The sequence below is a fragment of the Pseudomonas sp. COR18 genome, assembly GCF_048568395.1.
Taxonomy (GTDB): Bacteria; Pseudomonadota; Gammaproteobacteria; order Pseudomonadales; family Pseudomonadaceae; genus Aquipseudomonas; species Aquipseudomonas fuscovaginae_B.
The window spans coordinates 3,532,953-3,547,500 of the sequence record NZ_CP183808.1; the positions used below are offsets into that span (position 1 = coordinate 3,532,953).

Consider the following 14,548-nt stretch of genomic DNA (forward strand, 5'->3'; position numbering starts at 1 on the left):
TTTTTCGACCGCCCGTCGCCGTGCCCTGGGCGGGCTCAACCGGACAGCCTGGCCGTGTTCAGGCGGGTGACTTCCCGGTTCAGCAGGTCGATGCGGCGCGCCATGCTCTGGATCAGGCTGTGGGCGATGCGCGGGTTGCTCTGGGTCAGGCTGAGGAACTGGTCCTTGGGAATCAGCATGACCGAGCAGGCCTGGCTGGCGATCACCGTGGCGCTGCGTTTCTCGCCGGTGAACACCGCCATGGCGCCGAAAATCTCATCCTTGGGCACATCGCCGACCTTGTGGCCGTCGACAAAGGCCTCGGCGTGCCCCTCGATAATAATGAAGACGTGATCGGCATCATCGCCTTGGCGGATCAGCACCTCGCCGGCCGCTACCTGCTGGAAGCCGTTGCTGCTGCGAAACTCCGGCTGCTTGAGGCGGGTGATGGCATCCGACAGCAGGGCGGTGTGCCCCACCAGGTAGCGCAGCAGCATTTCGCTGCGGGTTTCGTCGGCATGGATATGCTGGAACACCTCGCGCCGCCGGTAGGGCAGCAGGCGCAGCGGACCATCGCTGCTCAGCAGGCAGCGTGGCCAGTCGATGCCCTGGCGCAAGCCCACCAGGTCGCCTTCATGCAGGTAGAACAAGGGGCGTTCGTCGACCCTGGCATGCACCAGGCCGCTTTCGATCAGGTAGAGCCGGTCGTCGGCCAACTGCGCGGAGAGGTCGGCAGTCTCCTCCAGTTCGACGGCCTCGTCACAGGGAGACAAGCCCTCCAGTAGCCGAGCGGGAATGCTCTGCAGCCGATTGATCAATTCATCGGCGTACGCCGGTTGCTCCCCGAGTAGATACATGACAAACCTGCACAATCAATTTTTATGGCGTGACGATATCGCTTCCAGTTGTTTATTCAAGGCCTCTTTACGTTCCAGCGGGATGTCGTTCCAGTGAATGTCCATCAAGGCGCCCTCGATGGCGTACAACAGCACTTTCGAGGCTCTGAATCCCCGGGTTCTGACTGCGCGATAGGCGTCCACTGCCCCTAGCCGCCGCAAGTCCGATGCGCTGTGGATGCCCACCGCGTGCAGCCATTGCGCCGACGTCTTGCCCAGGTTTTTCAGATGTTGCAGTTCATCGTTCATCAAGCCTCCTTGCGATGGCCGAACGCTGCGTTGACGAGAGTAGGCAAGCCTGAAAAGAGTGTAGCGGTCAGTAGGAAAAGCGTGGTTCGTTGGTCGGTTTGGGCGCAAAAGCTTCTAAGGGCCAGTGCGAAACCGCCCTGGTCAGGCGGGGGCCGGGAAGGGATAAGCGATACCTGCCGCTGTCCGGGGCATCGACTGGCGCCGGACTCGACGAGTGTGATGTTGCCGGACGGATTATTCCGGTTCGTAGCGCATCCGCGTGCCGAACTGGACCGACATCAGGATCTCCGCAGCCTTCAGTTGGGGAGGGAAGTAGGCGCCGGAGATCTGTGCGTGGGCCACGCTGGCACCTTCGAGCCGGGAGTTCTGGAAGTCCACCCCGCGCAGGTCGGCAGAACGGAAGTAGGCGTTGGTGAAGTCGATCCCGTCGGCATTCAGTTCGCGCAGGTCGAGACCGCGGAAATCACCACCGCGCATGTCGATCGGGCCGTCCTTGGGACGGGCCTTGTTGAAGCCGGCAATATCATCTTTGTGCAGCAGGGCATACAAGGCAGAGTCGAGAAGCTTGGGCTGGCTCATGGGGCGTCTCCCGTTGGATTTATGACGCCAGTATAATGCCACTATGTTTCAGCCGTGAAGCGAATGCGGCTTCACGGCTGAATATAGTTTCTACAGATTAGGCAAACGCAGGCGAATTTGCGCGATCAGGGTGTCGAGACTGCCACTTTCATTGGTCTGGACACGCTTGGTGTGGAGAATTTCATCGGCACCCAGTGCTTCTCGGGAAGCCTGTTGCACGGCGATGACTTCCAGGGTCGCATCGGATGGGTCGACGGCGTCGGCCTGGCGTTGTGCCAGCCAGCTTTCGATGACGGCCTGGGGGGCGTCGCAATCGATGATCAGGCACGGCGCCCCGGTGGCCTCGGCCACCTTGGCGGCGGCGTCGCGCTGGTTGCGCTTGAGGTAGGTGGCGTCGATCACCACCGGGAAGCCGGCACGCAGGATGATGTCGGCGATCTCGTGCAGGCGCTGGTAGGTCTGCGCGCTGGCGTCCTGGCTGTAAATGCCGGCGCCGACGTCCTGGCTGCCCTGCTGCAGGCCGAATAGGCGCTTGCGTTCGACGTCCGAGCGCAGGCGTACCGCGCCCAACGCCTCGACCAGGCGCATGGCGACGTGGCTCTTGCCGACTGCCGAGACGCCGTGGGTGATCGCCAGGAAACGCGATGGAATGGTGCTGTAGCTTTCCGCCAGGTTGGCGTAGTTGCGGTACTGGCGCAGGGTGGTCGCGCGCTGCACGGCGGTGGCTTCGGGCGACAGGCTGAACAGCGCGACCTTGGCCCGCACCAGGGCCCGATAGGCCTTGTAGAAGTTCAGCACTTCCAGGCCCTGGTAATCGCCGGTCAGTTCCAGGTACTGGCTGATGAAGCGTCGGGCCAGACTCTTGAGGCCGCGGTCTTCCAGGTCCATGGCCAGGAACGCGGTGTCGGCATAGACGTCGGTGAAGCGGAACGGTTCGTTGAACTCGATGCAGTCGAAGATCACCACCTTGCCGTCGATCACGGTGGCGTTGCCCAGGTGGATATCGCCGTGGCACTCGCGGATGAAGCCTTCGGCCTTGCGCTGGGTGAACAGCGGCTTGAGGCGCTCGAAGCTGGATTCAGCCCAGGCTTGCAGCGCATCGAGCTGCTGCAGGTCGGCCTTGTCCTGGAGGAAGGGGCGAATCTGCTCGAAGTTCTGGCGGACAGGGTCCATGACCGCTTCCGGCGTGCCCTGGTAGTGCTCCTGGGGAACGTGCGGGGCGTTCAGGTGGAACTGCGCGATCTGCTGGGCCATCTCGTCGATATGCCGGGTGGTCAGCTCACCGTTGGCCTGCAGGGTGCTGAGCAACTGGCTCTGGGGGAACTGACGCATTTTCAGCACGTATTCGATAGCCGGGCCGTCACCGCCCAGTTGTGGTGCCTCGGCGCTGCCGGTGATCGACAGGACTTCCAGGTACAGGTCGTCGGTCAGGCGCTGGTTCAGGCGCAGTTCTTCATTGCAGAAGTGGCCGCGGGCGGACAGTTCGGTGAAGTCGAGGAAGCCGAAGTTCATTGGCTTCTTGATCTTGTAGGCGTAGGACCCGGTGAGCAGCACCCAGGAAATATGGGTTTCGATGAGCTGAAACCCTTCTACCGGATGCGGGTAGAGGGCCGGGTTTTGCAGGGCGGCGATCAGGGACTGGCTCACGAGCGATCCTTCAGAGGTCAGAAATTCAAGGGCGTCATTATGGCCGCTAAGGTGGGGAGTGCAAACCGCCGGGTGTACATGTTGATCATGAATAAAGTGCGTATAATCCGCGCCCATGACTCGTACCCGATCCCCTCGTTCCAAACCCAAACCTCCGTCCGGTGGCCTTCGTCCCTGGCTCGGCTGGGCGCTCAAGCTCAGCCTGGTCGGTCTCGTGGTGCTGGCCGGCTTTGCCGTCTACCTCGATGCCGTGGTGCAGGAGAAGTTCTCCGGCAAGCGCTGGACCATTCCGGCCAAGGTCTATGCCCGGCCGCTGGAGCTGTTCGTCGGCCAGAAGCTGAGCAAGGAAGACTTCCTGACCGAGCTCGATGCCCTGGGCTACCGCCGTGAGTCGGTGGTCAATGGTCCCGGCGCGGCGTCCGTCAATGGCAACACGGTCGACCTCAATACCCGTGGCTTCCAGTTCTACGAAGGAATGGAGGCCGCCCAGCCGGTACGGGTGCGCTTCTCCGGCGACTATGTGGCGGAGCTGGCCGGGCTCAATGGCGCGAAACTCTCCGTGGTGCGCCTGGAGCCGCTGCTGATCGGCGGCCTGTACCCGAAAAACCTCGAAGACCGGATTCTGATCAAGCTCGACCAGGTGCCGCCCTACCTGCTCGATACGCTGGTCACCGTGGAAGACCGCGATTTCTATCACCACTTCGGGGTTTCGCCGAAGTCGATCGCCCGGGCGGTCTGGGTCAACACTTCCTCCGGGCAGATGCGCCAGGGCGGCAGTACCCTGACCCAGCAGTTGGTGAAGAACTTCTTCCTGACCAACGAACGCAGCCTGAGCCGCAAGCTCACCGAAGCCATGATGTCCCTGCTGCTGGAGATGCACTACAGCAAGCAGGAAATTCTCGAGGCCTACCTCAACGAGGTCTTCATCGGCCAGGACGGCCAGCGCGCGGTGCACGGTTTCGGCCTGGCCAGCCAGTTCTTCTTCAGCCAGCCGCTGGCCGAGCTGAAACTGCACCAGGTGGCATTGCTGGTGGGGATGGTCAAGGGCCCTTCCTATTACAACCCGCGGCGTTATCCGGACCGGGCACTGGAGCGGCGTAACCTGGTGCTCGACCTGCTGGCCCAGCAGGGCGTGGTGACCACCGAGCAGGCCGAGGCGGCGAAGAAGATGCCGCTGGGTGTGACCAAGCGCGGCAGCCTGGCCGACAGCTCGTTCCCCGGCTTCCTTGACCTGGTCAAGCGCCAGTTGCGCGAAGACTACCGTGACGAAGACTTGACCGAGGAAGGGCTGCGGATCTTCACCAGCTTCGACCCGATCCTGCAGATGAAGGCCGAGGCGTCGGTCAATGACACCTTCAAGCGCCTGGGGGCCCGCAAGGGCGCCGAGGATGTGGAAGCGGCCATGGTGGTGACCAACCCGGAAACCGGTGAGGTCCAGGCCATGATCGGCAGCCGCCAGCCTGGTTTCGCCGGTTTCAACCGTGCCCTGGATGCCGTGCGCAACATCGGCTCGCTGATCAAGCCGGCGGTCTACCTGACGGCGCTGGAGAAACCGAGCCAGTACACCCTGACCAGTTGGCTGTCGGACGAGGCGTTCTCGGTGAAAGGCGCGGACGGGCAGGTCTGGAAACCGCAGAACTTCGATCGCCGCTCCCATGGCACGATTTTCCTGTACCAGGGGCTGGCGCACTCCTACAACCTGTCGACGGCGCGCCTCGGCCTGGAAGTCGGGGTGCCGAACGTGCTCAAGACGGTTGCCCGACTCGGCATTACCCGCGAATTCCCGGCCTATCCGTCGATTCTGCTGGGGGCCGGCGGCATGACGCCGATGGAAGTGGCGACCATGTACCAGACCCTCGCCAACGGCGGTTTCAATACGCCGATGCGCGGTATCCGCAGCGTCCTGACGGCTGAGGGCGAACCGCTCAAGCGTTATCCGTTCCAGGTCCAGCAGCGTTTCGACCCGGGCTCGATCTACCTGATCCAGGCGGCGATGCAGCGGGTGATGCGCGAGGGGACCGGGGCCAGTGCCTATAACGTCCTGCCCCGGACCCTAACCCTGGCGGGCAAGTCCGGTACCAGTAACGACTCCCGGGACAGCTGGTTCGCCGGGTTCAGCCAGGACCTGCTGGCCGTGGTCTGGCTGGGGCGCGACGACAACGGCAAGACGCCGTTCACCGGTGCCACCGGCGCGCTGCAGGTGTGGACCAGTTTCATGAAGAAATCCGATCCGCTGCCGCTGGACATGCCGCAACCGGATAACATTGTTCAGGCCTGGATCGATCCACATACCGGGCAGGGCTCCGATGCCAATTGCCCCGGTGCGGTACAGATGCCGTATATTCGCGGCAGCGAGCCGGCACCCGGTGCGGCTTGCGGTGGCTCGGCGCCCGCGCCGGCCAGCGAAGTGATGGATTGGGTCAAGGGCTGGTTGAATTAAGCGAAGAGGGTTTGCAGTGAACAAATGGTGGTTTCCAGCTTTTACAGCTCTGGCTTTGCTTGGCGGTTGCTCGAGCGTGCCCCATGGTTCGATCCCGGTCGTCGACTCCGGGACAGCCGTCTCCAACAATGACCGGATTTCGGCCAACGGCGGCTTCCGCCAGACCACCATCCGTCGTGCCGCGCCGAACCAGGCCCAGGCCGTTCCGCAGGACTCCGGCGTGGTGGTGATGGTGCCCGGTGGTGGGGCGACGACGTCCGCGCCGATCAGCAGTGAGCCGTGGACGCCCGGTCCTTCCACCACCGGTCCGATCACGCCGGGCCCGGTGGACAGCACGCCGATCCAGACGTCGTCGATCAACCAGGGCGGCTACGGCCTGTCGCAACCGACCGGCATTCCATCCGGCAACAGCGGTGGCCTGTCGGCGGACGAACAACTGGATGGTCCGGTGCTGGCACTGCTGACCACGGCCCAACAGCAGCAGTCCGGCGGCGACCTGAACGGTGCGTCGTCGAGCCTGGAGCGCGCCCAGCGTGTGGCGCCGCGTGAGCCGCAAGTGCTGTATCGCCTGGCCCAGGTGCGCATGGCCCAGGGCGATGCGCCGCAGGCCGAGCAACTGGCACGGCGTGGCCTGGGGTTTGCCAACGGTCGTCCGGACCTGCAGGCCAGCCTCTGGGAACTGATCGCCCAGGCCCGGGAAAAGCAGGGTGACGCCGCCGGTGCCGCCCAGGCTCGCCAGAAGGCCAGGGTCAATCTCTGATGGATAGCCGCTTTCCGTTGATCGCCGACCAGTTGCTGCTGATCGAGCGTGAGCTGCGTGCCCAGGGGTGGTGGGACGAGGAGGCGCCGAGCGAGGAGGCGTTGTCCAGTGTCGAGCCGTTCAGTGTCGATACGCTGGAGTTCGAGCAGTGGCTGCAATGGATCTTCCTGCCGAGGATGAAGATCATCCTCGAAGAGGATCTGCCGCTGCCCAGCGCTTCGGGCATCCTGGCCATGGCCGAGATGGTCTACGGCCAGCGTCCGGGAGAGGGCGTGGAGTTGCAGGCATTGCTGGCGCAGTTCGATCGATTGATCGGCGAGTCCAGCTAGTTCGACCAGCGAGCACCTTCACGGATGAATCCGGCTACCACAGGTGCTCGCGCCATGCATGAGTCCTGCGAACGGCGCTGACACCGCGGGAGCAGGATCTGTCCGCGAAGAGGGCGCCACGAACCTTCAGGAGCAGTGATCCTCGATCACCTTGCGCGTCTCGATCAGGCGTGTCTGCCGTTCCTCATCGGTCAGCCGATGCAATTCCCCGTTCACTTCCTCCCGAACCCGCGGGTCGTTCAGTAGTTGCGCCAGGTTGGTCCTGGCCTTTTCGCAGAACACCTTGCGCGCCGCTTCCTGCTCGGCCACCTGCTTCCTGACCTTGGCATCCACGGCATTCTGGTCGCCCACCGGCTTGCTGGCCGGGACGTCGCCTCTGGTCGGCGAGGTCGGGTTGGGGCTGATCGCCGGGGTCACCACGGTCGCGGACTGCCCGGGAGGAGGGGTTGCGTCGAAATGGGTTACGCCCTGGGCGTCCACCCATTTGTAGATCGGAGCGGCCAGGCACAGCGGGCTCAGGGCAAACAGCAGGCTGGCCGTAAGAATGCTCGTACGCATCGGGTTTCCTTGTCAGGCAGTTCAATCAGCAAGCTAGCATATACCTTGTGTCAGGGTTTTCTGCTGCATTCTCATGCACTTGGTTCGAAGAAAGCGCATAGATGACTTGACTTGAGCGAGGCGAATCAGAACAATCCAAAGTCCGCTGTAGAGGGACTGCCAGAAGCAGACCCACTCGGCAGATCATGAGGCGCACATCCGCGCCGACCTGTTACACCCGCAACGCGTTACCTCGCGCTGGGTGGGAAACCCCCGCAACACTTGGGGCACTCCCAATACTTGCTCAGTCAGTGCTGACGTAGTCGGCGACCACCGTCGCTCATGCTCTGTCGAGAAGTAAACCTATTAAGACCCGTCTCCAGTGTCTGTGGACGGTATTCTGGCGTTTTAGAGGTGAGCAACGTGGAGCTTTTATCTGGCGGTGAGATGCTCGTCCGCTTCTTGCGTGACGAAGGCGTCAAATATATCTACGGGTACCCGGGTGGTGCTCTTCTTCATGTCTACGATGCCCTGTTCAAGGAACCGGAAGTAACCCACATCCTGGTTCGTCACGAGCAGGCCGCAACCCATATGGCTGACGGCTACGCCCGTGCCACCGGCAAGGCCGGCGTGGTACTGGTGACTTCCGGTCCTGGCGCGACCAACGCCATCACCGGTATCGCCACGGCCTACATGGACTCCATTCCGATGGTGATCATCTCCGGTCAGGTGCCGAGCACCCTGGTCGGTACCGACGCGTTCCAGGAAACCGACATGATCGGTATCTCCCGGCCGATCGTGAAGCACAGTTTCATGGTCAAGCACGCTTCGGAAATCCCGGAGGTCATGAAGAAGGCGTTCTACCTGGCGCAATCCGGCCGTCCTGGTCCTGTCGTTGTCGATGTCCCGAAAGACATGACCAACCCGGCCGAGAAGTTCGAATACGTTTTTCCGAAGAAAGCCAAGCTGCGTTCCTACAGCCCGGCGGTCCGTGGCCATTCCGGCCAGATCCGCAAGGCTGCCGAAATGCTCCTGGCCGCCAAGCGTCCGGTGCTCTACTCCGGCGGTGGCGTGATCCTCGGCGGCGGTTCCGCACCGCTGACCGAACTGGCAAAGATGCTCAACCTGCCGGTGACCAACACGCTGATGGGCCTGGGTGGCTACCCTGGCACCGACCGTCAGTTCGTCGGCATGCTCGGCATGCACGGCAGCTACACCGCCAACCTGACCATGCACCACGCCGACGTGATCCTGGCCGTCGGTGCGCGTTTCGATGACCGTGTCATCAACGGCGCGCCGAAGTTCTGCCCGAACGCCAAGATCATCCACGTCGATATCGACCCGGCATCGATCTCCAAGACCATCAAGGCAGACGTGCCTATCGTGGGTCCTGTGGAGAGCGTGCTGACCGAAATGGTTGCAGCCCTCAAGGAAATCGGCGAGACCCCGAACAAGGAGTCGGTTGCCAGCTGGTGGAAGCAGATCGACGAGTGGCGCGGCGATCGCGGCCTGTTCCCTTACGACAAGGGCGACGGCAGCATCATCAAGCCTCAGACCGTGATCGAGACCCTGTGCGAAGTGACCAAGGGCGATGCCTTCGTCACCTCCGACGTGGGCCAGCACCAGATGTTCGCGGCGCAGTACTACAAGTTCAACAAGCCCAACCGCTGGATCAACTCCGGTGGCCTGGGCACCATGGGCTTCGGCTTCCCGGCGGCCATGGGCGTCAAGTTGAACTTCCCGGATTCTGACGTCGCCTGTGTCACCGGCGAGGGCAGTATCCAGATGAACATCCAGGAACTGTCCACCTGCATGCAGTACGGCCTGCCGGTGAAGATCGTCAACCTGAACAACGGTGTGCTCGGCATGGTCCGCCAGTGGCAGGACATGAGCTACGGCAGCCGCCACTCGCACTCGTACATGGAATCGCTGCCTGACTTCGTCAAGCTGGTCGAGGCCTACGGTCACGTCGGTATCCGTATCACGGATCTGAAAGACCTGAAGCCGAAGATGGAAGAAGCGTTCGCCATGAAGGATCGCCTGGTGTTCCTCGACATCCAGGTCGATACCAGCGAGCACGTCTACCCGATGCAGATCAAAGACGGCTCCATGCGCGATATGTGGCTGAGCAAGACGGAGCGTACCTAACATGCGGCACATCATTTCCCTGCTTCTGGAAAACGAACCGGGTGCTCTGTCCCGTGTAGTCGGCCTGTTCTCGCAGCGCAACTACAACATCGAAAGCCTGACCGTGGCACCGACCGAAGACCCGACCCTGTCGCGTCTGACGCTGACCACCGTCGGGCATGACGAGATCATCGAGCAGATCACCAAGAACCTGAACAAGCTGGTCGAAGTGGTCAAACTGGTCGATCTGTCGGAAAGTGCTCATATCGAGCGCGAGCTGATGCTGGTCAAGGTCAAGGCCACCGGCGCCCAGCGCGCCGAGATCAAGCGCACCACCGATATCTATCGCGGGCAGATCGTCGATGTCAGCGCCAGCGTCTATACCGTGCAACTGACCGGTACGAGCGACAAGCTGGACAGCTTCATCCAGGCGATCGGGACGGCCTCGATTCTGGAAACCGTACGCAGTGGCGTTACCGGGATTGCCCGTGGCGACAAAGTACTGAGCATCTGATTTCAATCAATTTAGCGAATGGCCTGATGGCCTGGATATATAGGGGTATTTCATGAAAGTTTTCTACGATAAAGACTGCGACCTGTCGATCATCCAGGGCAAGAAAGTCGCCATCATCGGTTACGGTTCCCAGGGCCACGCGCAAGCCTGCAACCTGAAAGACTCCGGCGTCGACGTGACCGTCGGCCTGCGTAAAGGTTCGGCCACCGTTGCCAAGGCCGAGGCCCATGGCCTGAAAGTGGCTGACGTTGCCACCGCCGTTGCCGCTGCCGACCTGGTCATGATCCTGACCCCGGACGAGTTCCAGGGCCAGCTGTACAAGAACGAGATCGAGCCGAACATCAAGAAGGGCGCTACCCTGGCCTTCTCCCACGGCTTCTCGATCCACTACAACCAGGTCGTTCCACGTGCCGACCTGGACGTGATCATGATCGCGCCGAAGGCTCCAGGCCACACCGTACGTTCCGAGTTCGTCAAGGGCGGCGGTATCCCTGACCTGATCGCTATCTACCAGGACGCCTCGGGCAACGCCAAGAACGTCGCGCTGTCCTACGCTGCTGGCGTCGGTGGCGGCCGTACCGGCATCATCGAAACCACCTTCAAGGACGAGACCGAAACCGACCTGTTCGGTGAGCAGGCCGTTCTGTGCGGCGGTACCGTCGAGCTGGTCAAGGCCGGTTTCGAAACCCTGGTTGAAGCGGGCTACGCGCCGGAAATGGCCTACTTCGAGTGTCTGCACGAACTGAAGCTGATCGTTGACCTCATGTACGAAGGCGGTATCGCCAACATGAACTACTCGATCTCCAACAACGCCGAGTACGGCGAGTACGTGACCGGTCCGGAAGTCATCAACGCCGAATCCCGTCAGGCCATGCGCAACGCTCTGAAGCGCATCCAGGACGGCGAATACGCGAAGATGTTCATTTCCGAAGGTGCCACCGGCTACCCATCGATGACCGCCAAGCGTCGTAACAACGCCGCTCACGGCATCGAGATCATCGGCGAGCAACTGCGTTCGATGATGCCTTGGATCAGCGCCAACAAGATCGTCGACAAGACCAAGAACTAAGTTCGAGTCTGTCTGGAAAAACGCGGCCTAGGCCGCGTTTTTTCGTTTAGGGGGGCGGCTTCTGGTATAAAGCTGCATCGTTTTGCCGCCGAACGCCGGTTGCGAACCCCTGTCGAATCACTTTTCACCGTTGCAAGGTACTGTCCATGAGCGAACGTCCCGAAGAGCCGAACCAGGCTCCTGACGCCGAAAGCCTGCTGCCGATCGATGAACATGTCGAAGAAGGGCATGACGCCGAAGGCCGTAAGGTCCGGCATCGTGGTATCTATCTGCTGCCTAACCTCTTTACCACCGCGAACCTGTTCGCCGGTTTCTACGCCATCATCAGTGCGATGAGTGCGCAAAGCGCCGCCAGTGCCGGCGATCCGGCCGGAGCGAGCAAGTATTTCGCGTTTTCCGCCATCGCGATCTTCGTTGCCATGGTGCTCGATGGCCTGGACGGGCGTGTGGCCCGGATGACCAATACCCAGAGCGCCTTCGGTGCCGAATATGACTCGCTGTCCGACATGGTCGCCTTTGGCGTCGCCCCGGCCCTGCTGGCCTTCGGCTGGGCGCTGGGGGACATGGGCAAGGTCGGCTGGATGGTAGCCTTCATTTATGTGGCGGGCGCGGCGTTGCGTCTGGCGCGCTTCAACACCCAGGTCGGCACGGCCGACAAGCGTTACTTCATCGGCCTGGCCAGCCCGGCGGCAGCCGGTGTGGTGGCCGGCACGGTCTGGGCGTTCAGCGACTACGGTATCCAGGGGTCGAAGATGTCGTTCCTGGTGGCGTTGCTGGTGGCGGCGGCTGGAATGCTGATGGTCAGCAACATCAAGTACAACAGTTTCAAGGAGCTGGATCTCAAGGGCCGCGTACCGTTCGTGGCGATCCTGGCCGTGGTGCTGGTGTTTGCCGTGGTCTTCAGCGACCCGCCACGCATCCTGTTGCTGATTTTCCTCGCCTATGCGGCGTCGGGGCCGATCCAGTACCTGCTGCATTTGCGTCGGAACAACAACGGCAAGTGATGTAATTTCCTCCAGACTCCGTAGTCTATTGATGCATCTGTCATCCAATACTGCGGAGTCGCCATGCTGATCAAGCTTTCCAGAACCTCCGACTCCAGGGAGTCGGAGGTCACGCCTGAAGCACTCTATCTTTCCCGTCGCAGCCTGTTGGGTGGCTCCGTGGCTGCCTTGGCGCTCGCTGGCGTGCCGGGTTGGGCCGGCGCCGAGCAGATGGCGCGCTATGCCGATGTCGAGGCAGGCCATGCGCCGTCCTGGTTTGCCGGCAAGCTGCCGGATACCCGCTGGGGTGCGGTAACGGTCAAGGACGAAGCTATCACGCCGTACAAGGACGCGACGCACTACAACAACTTCTACGAGTTCGGCACCGACAAGGGCGACCCCGCGCAGAATGCCGGTTCGCTGAAGACCGAGCCCTGGTTGGTGGTGATCGATGGCGAGGTTGGCAAGCCTGGCCGCTATGCCCTCGAAGACTTCATGAAGCCCTATCAGTTGGAGGAGCGGATCTATCGGCTGCGCTGTGTCGAGGCCTGGTCGATGGTAATCCCGTGGATCGGTTTCCCGATCTCGGCCTTGCTCAGGCAGGTCGAGCCGACTTCGAAGGCCAAATACATCCGTTTTGAGACTCTGCAGGATCCGAAGAGCATGCCGGGGCAGCGCTCCGGGTTTGCCCTGATCGACTGGCCCTATGTGGAGGGGCTGCGCCTGGATGAGGCGATGAATCCGCTGGCGATCCTCGCGGTGGGCATGTATGGACGGGAACTGCCGAATCAGAACGGTGCGCCGTTGCGTCTGGTGGTGCCATGGAAATATGGCTTCAAGAGCGTCAAGTCCATCGTGCGCATCAGTCTGGTGGAGGAACAGCCGAAGACCACCTGGCAGAGTATCGCGGCGAATGAGTACGGCTTCTATGCCAACGTCAATCCGACGGTTGACCATCCGCGCTGGACTCAGGCCCGGGAGCGGCGCCTGCCCAGCGGACTGTTCAGCCCGAATGTGCGGGAGACGCAGATGTTCAATGGTTACTCGGAGGAGGTCGCCTCCTTGTATGCCGGCATGGATCTGCGGAAGAACTACTGATGCGATATCCGTTCTGGCGTTTGAGTGTGTTTGTCGCGGCAATGGTCTGGCCGTTGCTCTGGTTGTATCAGGCCTGGATCTTTGCCCTGGGGCCGGACCCGGGCAAGGTGCTGGTGGACCGGTTGGGATTGGGGGCATTGATTCTGCTGCTGGTGACCCTGGGGATGACGCCATTGCAGAAGTTGAGTGGCTGGCCGGGTTGGATAGCGGTGCGGCGGCAGTTGGGGTTGTGGTGTTTTGCCTATGGGGTGTTGCACCTGGCTGCCTACCTGGTTTTTGTGCTGGGGCTTGACTGGTCGCAATTGGGTGTGGAGTTGAGCAAGCGGCCCTACATCATTGTCGGGGCCCTGGGTTTTCTGGGGCTGCTGGTGCTTGCCGTTACGTCGAACCGCTATAGCCAGCGTCGGCTGGGCAAGGCGTGGAAGAAGTTGCACCGCCTGGCCTATGTGATCCTCGGGCTGGGGTTGTTGCACATGTTGTGGATCGTCAGGGCGGATCTGAAGGAGTGGACGGTGTATGCCGTCATAGGTGCCTTGCTCCTGCTTTTGCGTATCCCGATGGTTGCACGGCGGATGCCGCGCCTCACCCCAAAAAACGCCGCCTCCCTCTAGGGCGCATACCCTCCAATCTGTAGGAGCCGGGCTTGCCCGCGAAATAGGGTTGTCCTGGCGACGCAAGGCTTGAGGGCCTATTCGCGGGCAAGCCCGGCTCCTACAGGGATGGTGGGTGGTGCGGGTTGGGTGTTTTGGCCTTTATGACCGAAATCCGAAAATAACGGTTGACGCTCATTCCCAGGGGCCTATAATGCGCCCCACTTCCGGCGCAGTTCGAACGAAAAACTCCTTGAGATTCAACGAGTTATCTTGTTTCAGGCGGCGCAGCTTCAAATCATCGAAGCACGGAAGAAGCTGTAAAAGAGGTGTTGACAGCAGCGTGTAACGCTGTAGAATTCGCCTCCCGCTAACGAGAGATCGGAAGCGCAAGTGGTTGAAGTTGAAGAAGAAATTCTGAAAGCTTCTGAAAATAATCACTTGACAGCAAATGAGGCTGCTGTAGAATGCGCGCCTCGGTTGAGCGAACAGCTCGCCAAACGCTCTTTAACAACTGAATCAAGCAATTCGTGTGGGTGCTTGTGGTGTCAGACTGAATAGTCACTAGATTATCAGCAACACAAGTGGCCATGCGAGAAATCAAATGAGTCATTTGAGTATGCTGAGCCAAGTTTAGGGTTTTCTCAAAACCCAAGCAGTATTGAACTGAAGAGTTTGATCATGGCTCAGATTGAACGCTGGCGGCAGGCCTAACACATGCAAGTCGAGCGGATGAGAGGGGCTTGCTCTT

General features: G+C 61.3%; 14 protein-coding genes and 1 rRNA gene (1 of these 15 running past the window's edge). 10 read left to right on the forward strand and 5 right to left on the reverse strand.

Annotated elements, in window-relative coordinates; translation table 11 throughout:
• Nucleotides 1–35: 35 nt before the first annotated feature.
• The 4 genes from ACM62G_RS16295 to ACM62G_RS16310 all read right to left on the reverse strand — a co-directional run bounded on the left by ACM62G_RS16295 (nt 36) and on the right by ACM62G_RS16310 (nt 3,350).
• Nucleotides 36–836: a Crp/Fnr family transcriptional regulator gene (locus ACM62G_RS16295; protein ID WP_419735170.1), complete on the reverse strand. Its 801-nt coding sequence runs from the start codon at nt 834–836 to the stop codon at nt 36–38.
• A gap of 15 nt (nt 837–851) precedes the next feature.
• Nucleotides 852–1,124, reverse strand: coding sequence for a TfoX/Sxy family protein (locus tag ACM62G_RS16300; RefSeq protein WP_010444127.1), 273 nt, complete (start codon nt 1,122–1,124; stop codon nt 852–854).
• 234 nt (nt 1,125–1,358) lie between these two features.
• Entirely contained in the window at nt 1,359–1,703 is a 345-nt protein-coding gene (locus tag ACM62G_RS16305; protein ID WP_017904163.1) for a pentapeptide repeat-containing protein, read from the reverse strand.
• A 90-nt stretch (nt 1,704–1,793) separates the two neighbouring features.
• Nucleotides 1,794–3,350 (reverse strand): bifunctional aminoglycoside phosphotransferase/ATP-binding protein, encoded by a 1,557-nt coding sequence (locus ACM62G_RS16310; protein WP_273821038.1) that lies wholly within the window; start codon nt 3,348–3,350, stop codon nt 1,794–1,796.
• Between the two features lie 115 nt (nt 3,351–3,465).
• Between ACM62G_RS16310 and mrcB the strand changes: the two genes are divergently transcribed.
• Genes mrcB through ACM62G_RS16325 form a run of 3 tightly spaced genes read left to right on the forward strand, consistent with a single transcriptional unit; the run spans nt 3,466 to nt 6,879 of the window.
• Nucleotides 3,466–5,790: a penicillin-binding protein 1B gene (gene mrcB / locus ACM62G_RS16315; protein ID WP_054058228.1), complete on the forward strand. Its 2,325-nt coding sequence runs from the start codon at nt 3,466–3,468 to the stop codon at nt 5,788–5,790.
• Between the two features lie 16 nt (nt 5,791–5,806).
• The gene (locus ACM62G_RS16320) at nt 5,807–6,550 is read left to right on the forward strand and encodes a tetratricopeptide repeat protein (protein ID WP_273821037.1); all 744 of its coding nucleotides are present in this window, start codon (nt 5,807–5,809) and stop codon (nt 6,548–6,550) included.
• The gene (locus ACM62G_RS16325) at nt 6,550–6,879 is read left to right on the forward strand and encodes a YqcC family protein (protein ID WP_054058226.1); all 330 of its coding nucleotides are present in this window, start codon (nt 6,550–6,552) and stop codon (nt 6,877–6,879) included. The genes ACM62G_RS16320 and ACM62G_RS16325 overlap by 1 nt, the downstream gene beginning before the upstream one ends.
• 126 nt (nt 6,880–7,005) lie before the next feature.
• Here the strand turns inward: ACM62G_RS16325 and ACM62G_RS16330 are convergent, their stop codons facing one another.
• Nucleotides 7,006–7,437: a DUF4124 domain-containing protein gene (locus tag ACM62G_RS16330; RefSeq protein WP_054062475.1), complete on the reverse strand. Its 432-nt coding sequence runs from the start codon at nt 7,435–7,437 to the stop codon at nt 7,006–7,008.
• Between the two features lie 402 nt (nt 7,438–7,839).
• Between ACM62G_RS16330 and ACM62G_RS16335 the strand changes: the two genes are divergently transcribed.
• The 7 genes from ACM62G_RS16335 to ACM62G_RS16365 form a co-directional block, all read left to right on the forward strand.
• Nucleotides 7,840–9,564 (forward strand): acetolactate synthase 3 large subunit, encoded by a 1,725-nt coding sequence (locus ACM62G_RS16335; RefSeq protein ID WP_054058267.1) that lies wholly within the window; start codon nt 7,840–7,842, stop codon nt 9,562–9,564.
• 1 nt (nt 9,565) lies between these two features.
• On the forward strand, nt 9,566–10,057 hold the full coding sequence (gene ilvN / locus ACM62G_RS16340; RefSeq protein ID WP_010444113.1) for an acetolactate synthase small subunit: 492 nt from the start codon (nt 9,566–9,568) through the stop codon (nt 10,055–10,057).
• A 52-nt stretch (nt 10,058–10,109) separates the two neighbouring features.
• Complete coding sequence (gene ilvC, locus ACM62G_RS16345; protein WP_017903922.1) at nt 10,110–11,126, forward strand: ketol-acid reductoisomerase; 1,017 nt, start codon at nt 10,110–10,112, stop codon at nt 11,124–11,126.
• Nucleotides 11,127–11,272: 146 nt separating this feature from the next.
• On the forward strand, nt 11,273–12,130 hold the full coding sequence (gene pssA / locus ACM62G_RS16350; RefSeq protein ID WP_054058223.1) for a CDP-diacylglycerol--serine O-phosphatidyltransferase: 858 nt from the start codon (nt 11,273–11,275) through the stop codon (nt 12,128–12,130).
• 63 nt (nt 12,131–12,193) lie between these two features.
• Entirely contained in the window at nt 12,194–13,207 is a 1,014-nt protein-coding gene (msrP, locus tag ACM62G_RS16355) for a protein-methionine-sulfoxide reductase catalytic subunit MsrP (protein ID WP_419735171.1), read from the forward strand.
• Nucleotides 13,207–13,818, forward strand: coding sequence for a protein-methionine-sulfoxide reductase heme-binding subunit MsrQ (gene msrQ / locus ACM62G_RS16360; RefSeq protein ID WP_054062473.1), 612 nt, complete (start codon nt 13,207–13,209; stop codon nt 13,816–13,818). The genes msrP and msrQ overlap by 1 nt, the downstream gene beginning before the upstream one ends.
• Nucleotides 13,819–14,460: 642 nt before the next feature.
• A 16S ribosomal RNA gene (locus ACM62G_RS16365) occupies nt 14,461–14,548 on the forward strand; it runs 1,449 nt beyond the window's last position.

Coding starts and splice junctions, on each gene's coding strand:
- ACM62G_RS16295 (WP_419735170.1), bottom strand. CDS start 836: ATGTATCTACTCGGGGAGCAACCGGCGTACGCCGATGAATTGATCAAT.
- ACM62G_RS16300 (WP_010444127.1), bottom strand. CDS start 1,124: ATGAACGATGAACTGCAACATCTGAAAAACCTGGGCAAGACGTCGGCG.
- ACM62G_RS16305 (WP_017904163.1), bottom strand. CDS start 1,703: ATGAGCCAGCCCAAGCTTCTCGACTCTGCCTTGTATGCCCTGCTGCAC.
- mrcB (WP_054058228.1), top strand. CDS start 3,466: ATGACTCGTACCCGATCCCCTCGTTCCAAACCCAAACCTCCGTCCGGT.
- ACM62G_RS16325 (WP_054058226.1), top strand. CDS start 6,550: ATGGATAGCCGCTTTCCGTTGATCGCCGACCAGTTGCTGCTGATCGAG.
- ACM62G_RS16330 (WP_054062475.1), bottom strand. CDS start 7,437: ATGCGTACGAGCATTCTTACGGCCAGCCTGCTGTTTGCCCTGAGCCCG.
- ilvN (WP_010444113.1), top strand. CDS start 9,566: ATGCGGCACATCATTTCCCTGCTTCTGGAAAACGAACCGGGTGCTCTG.
- ilvC (WP_017903922.1), top strand. CDS start 10,110: ATGAAAGTTTTCTACGATAAAGACTGCGACCTGTCGATCATCCAGGGC.
- pssA (WP_054058223.1), top strand. CDS start 11,273: ATGAGCGAACGTCCCGAAGAGCCGAACCAGGCTCCTGACGCCGAAAGC.
- msrP (WP_419735171.1), top strand. CDS start 12,194: ATGCTGATCAAGCTTTCCAGAACCTCCGACTCCAGGGAGTCGGAGGTC.
- msrQ (WP_054062473.1), top strand. CDS start 13,207: ATGCGATATCCGTTCTGGCGTTTGAGTGTGTTTGTCGCGGCAATGGTC.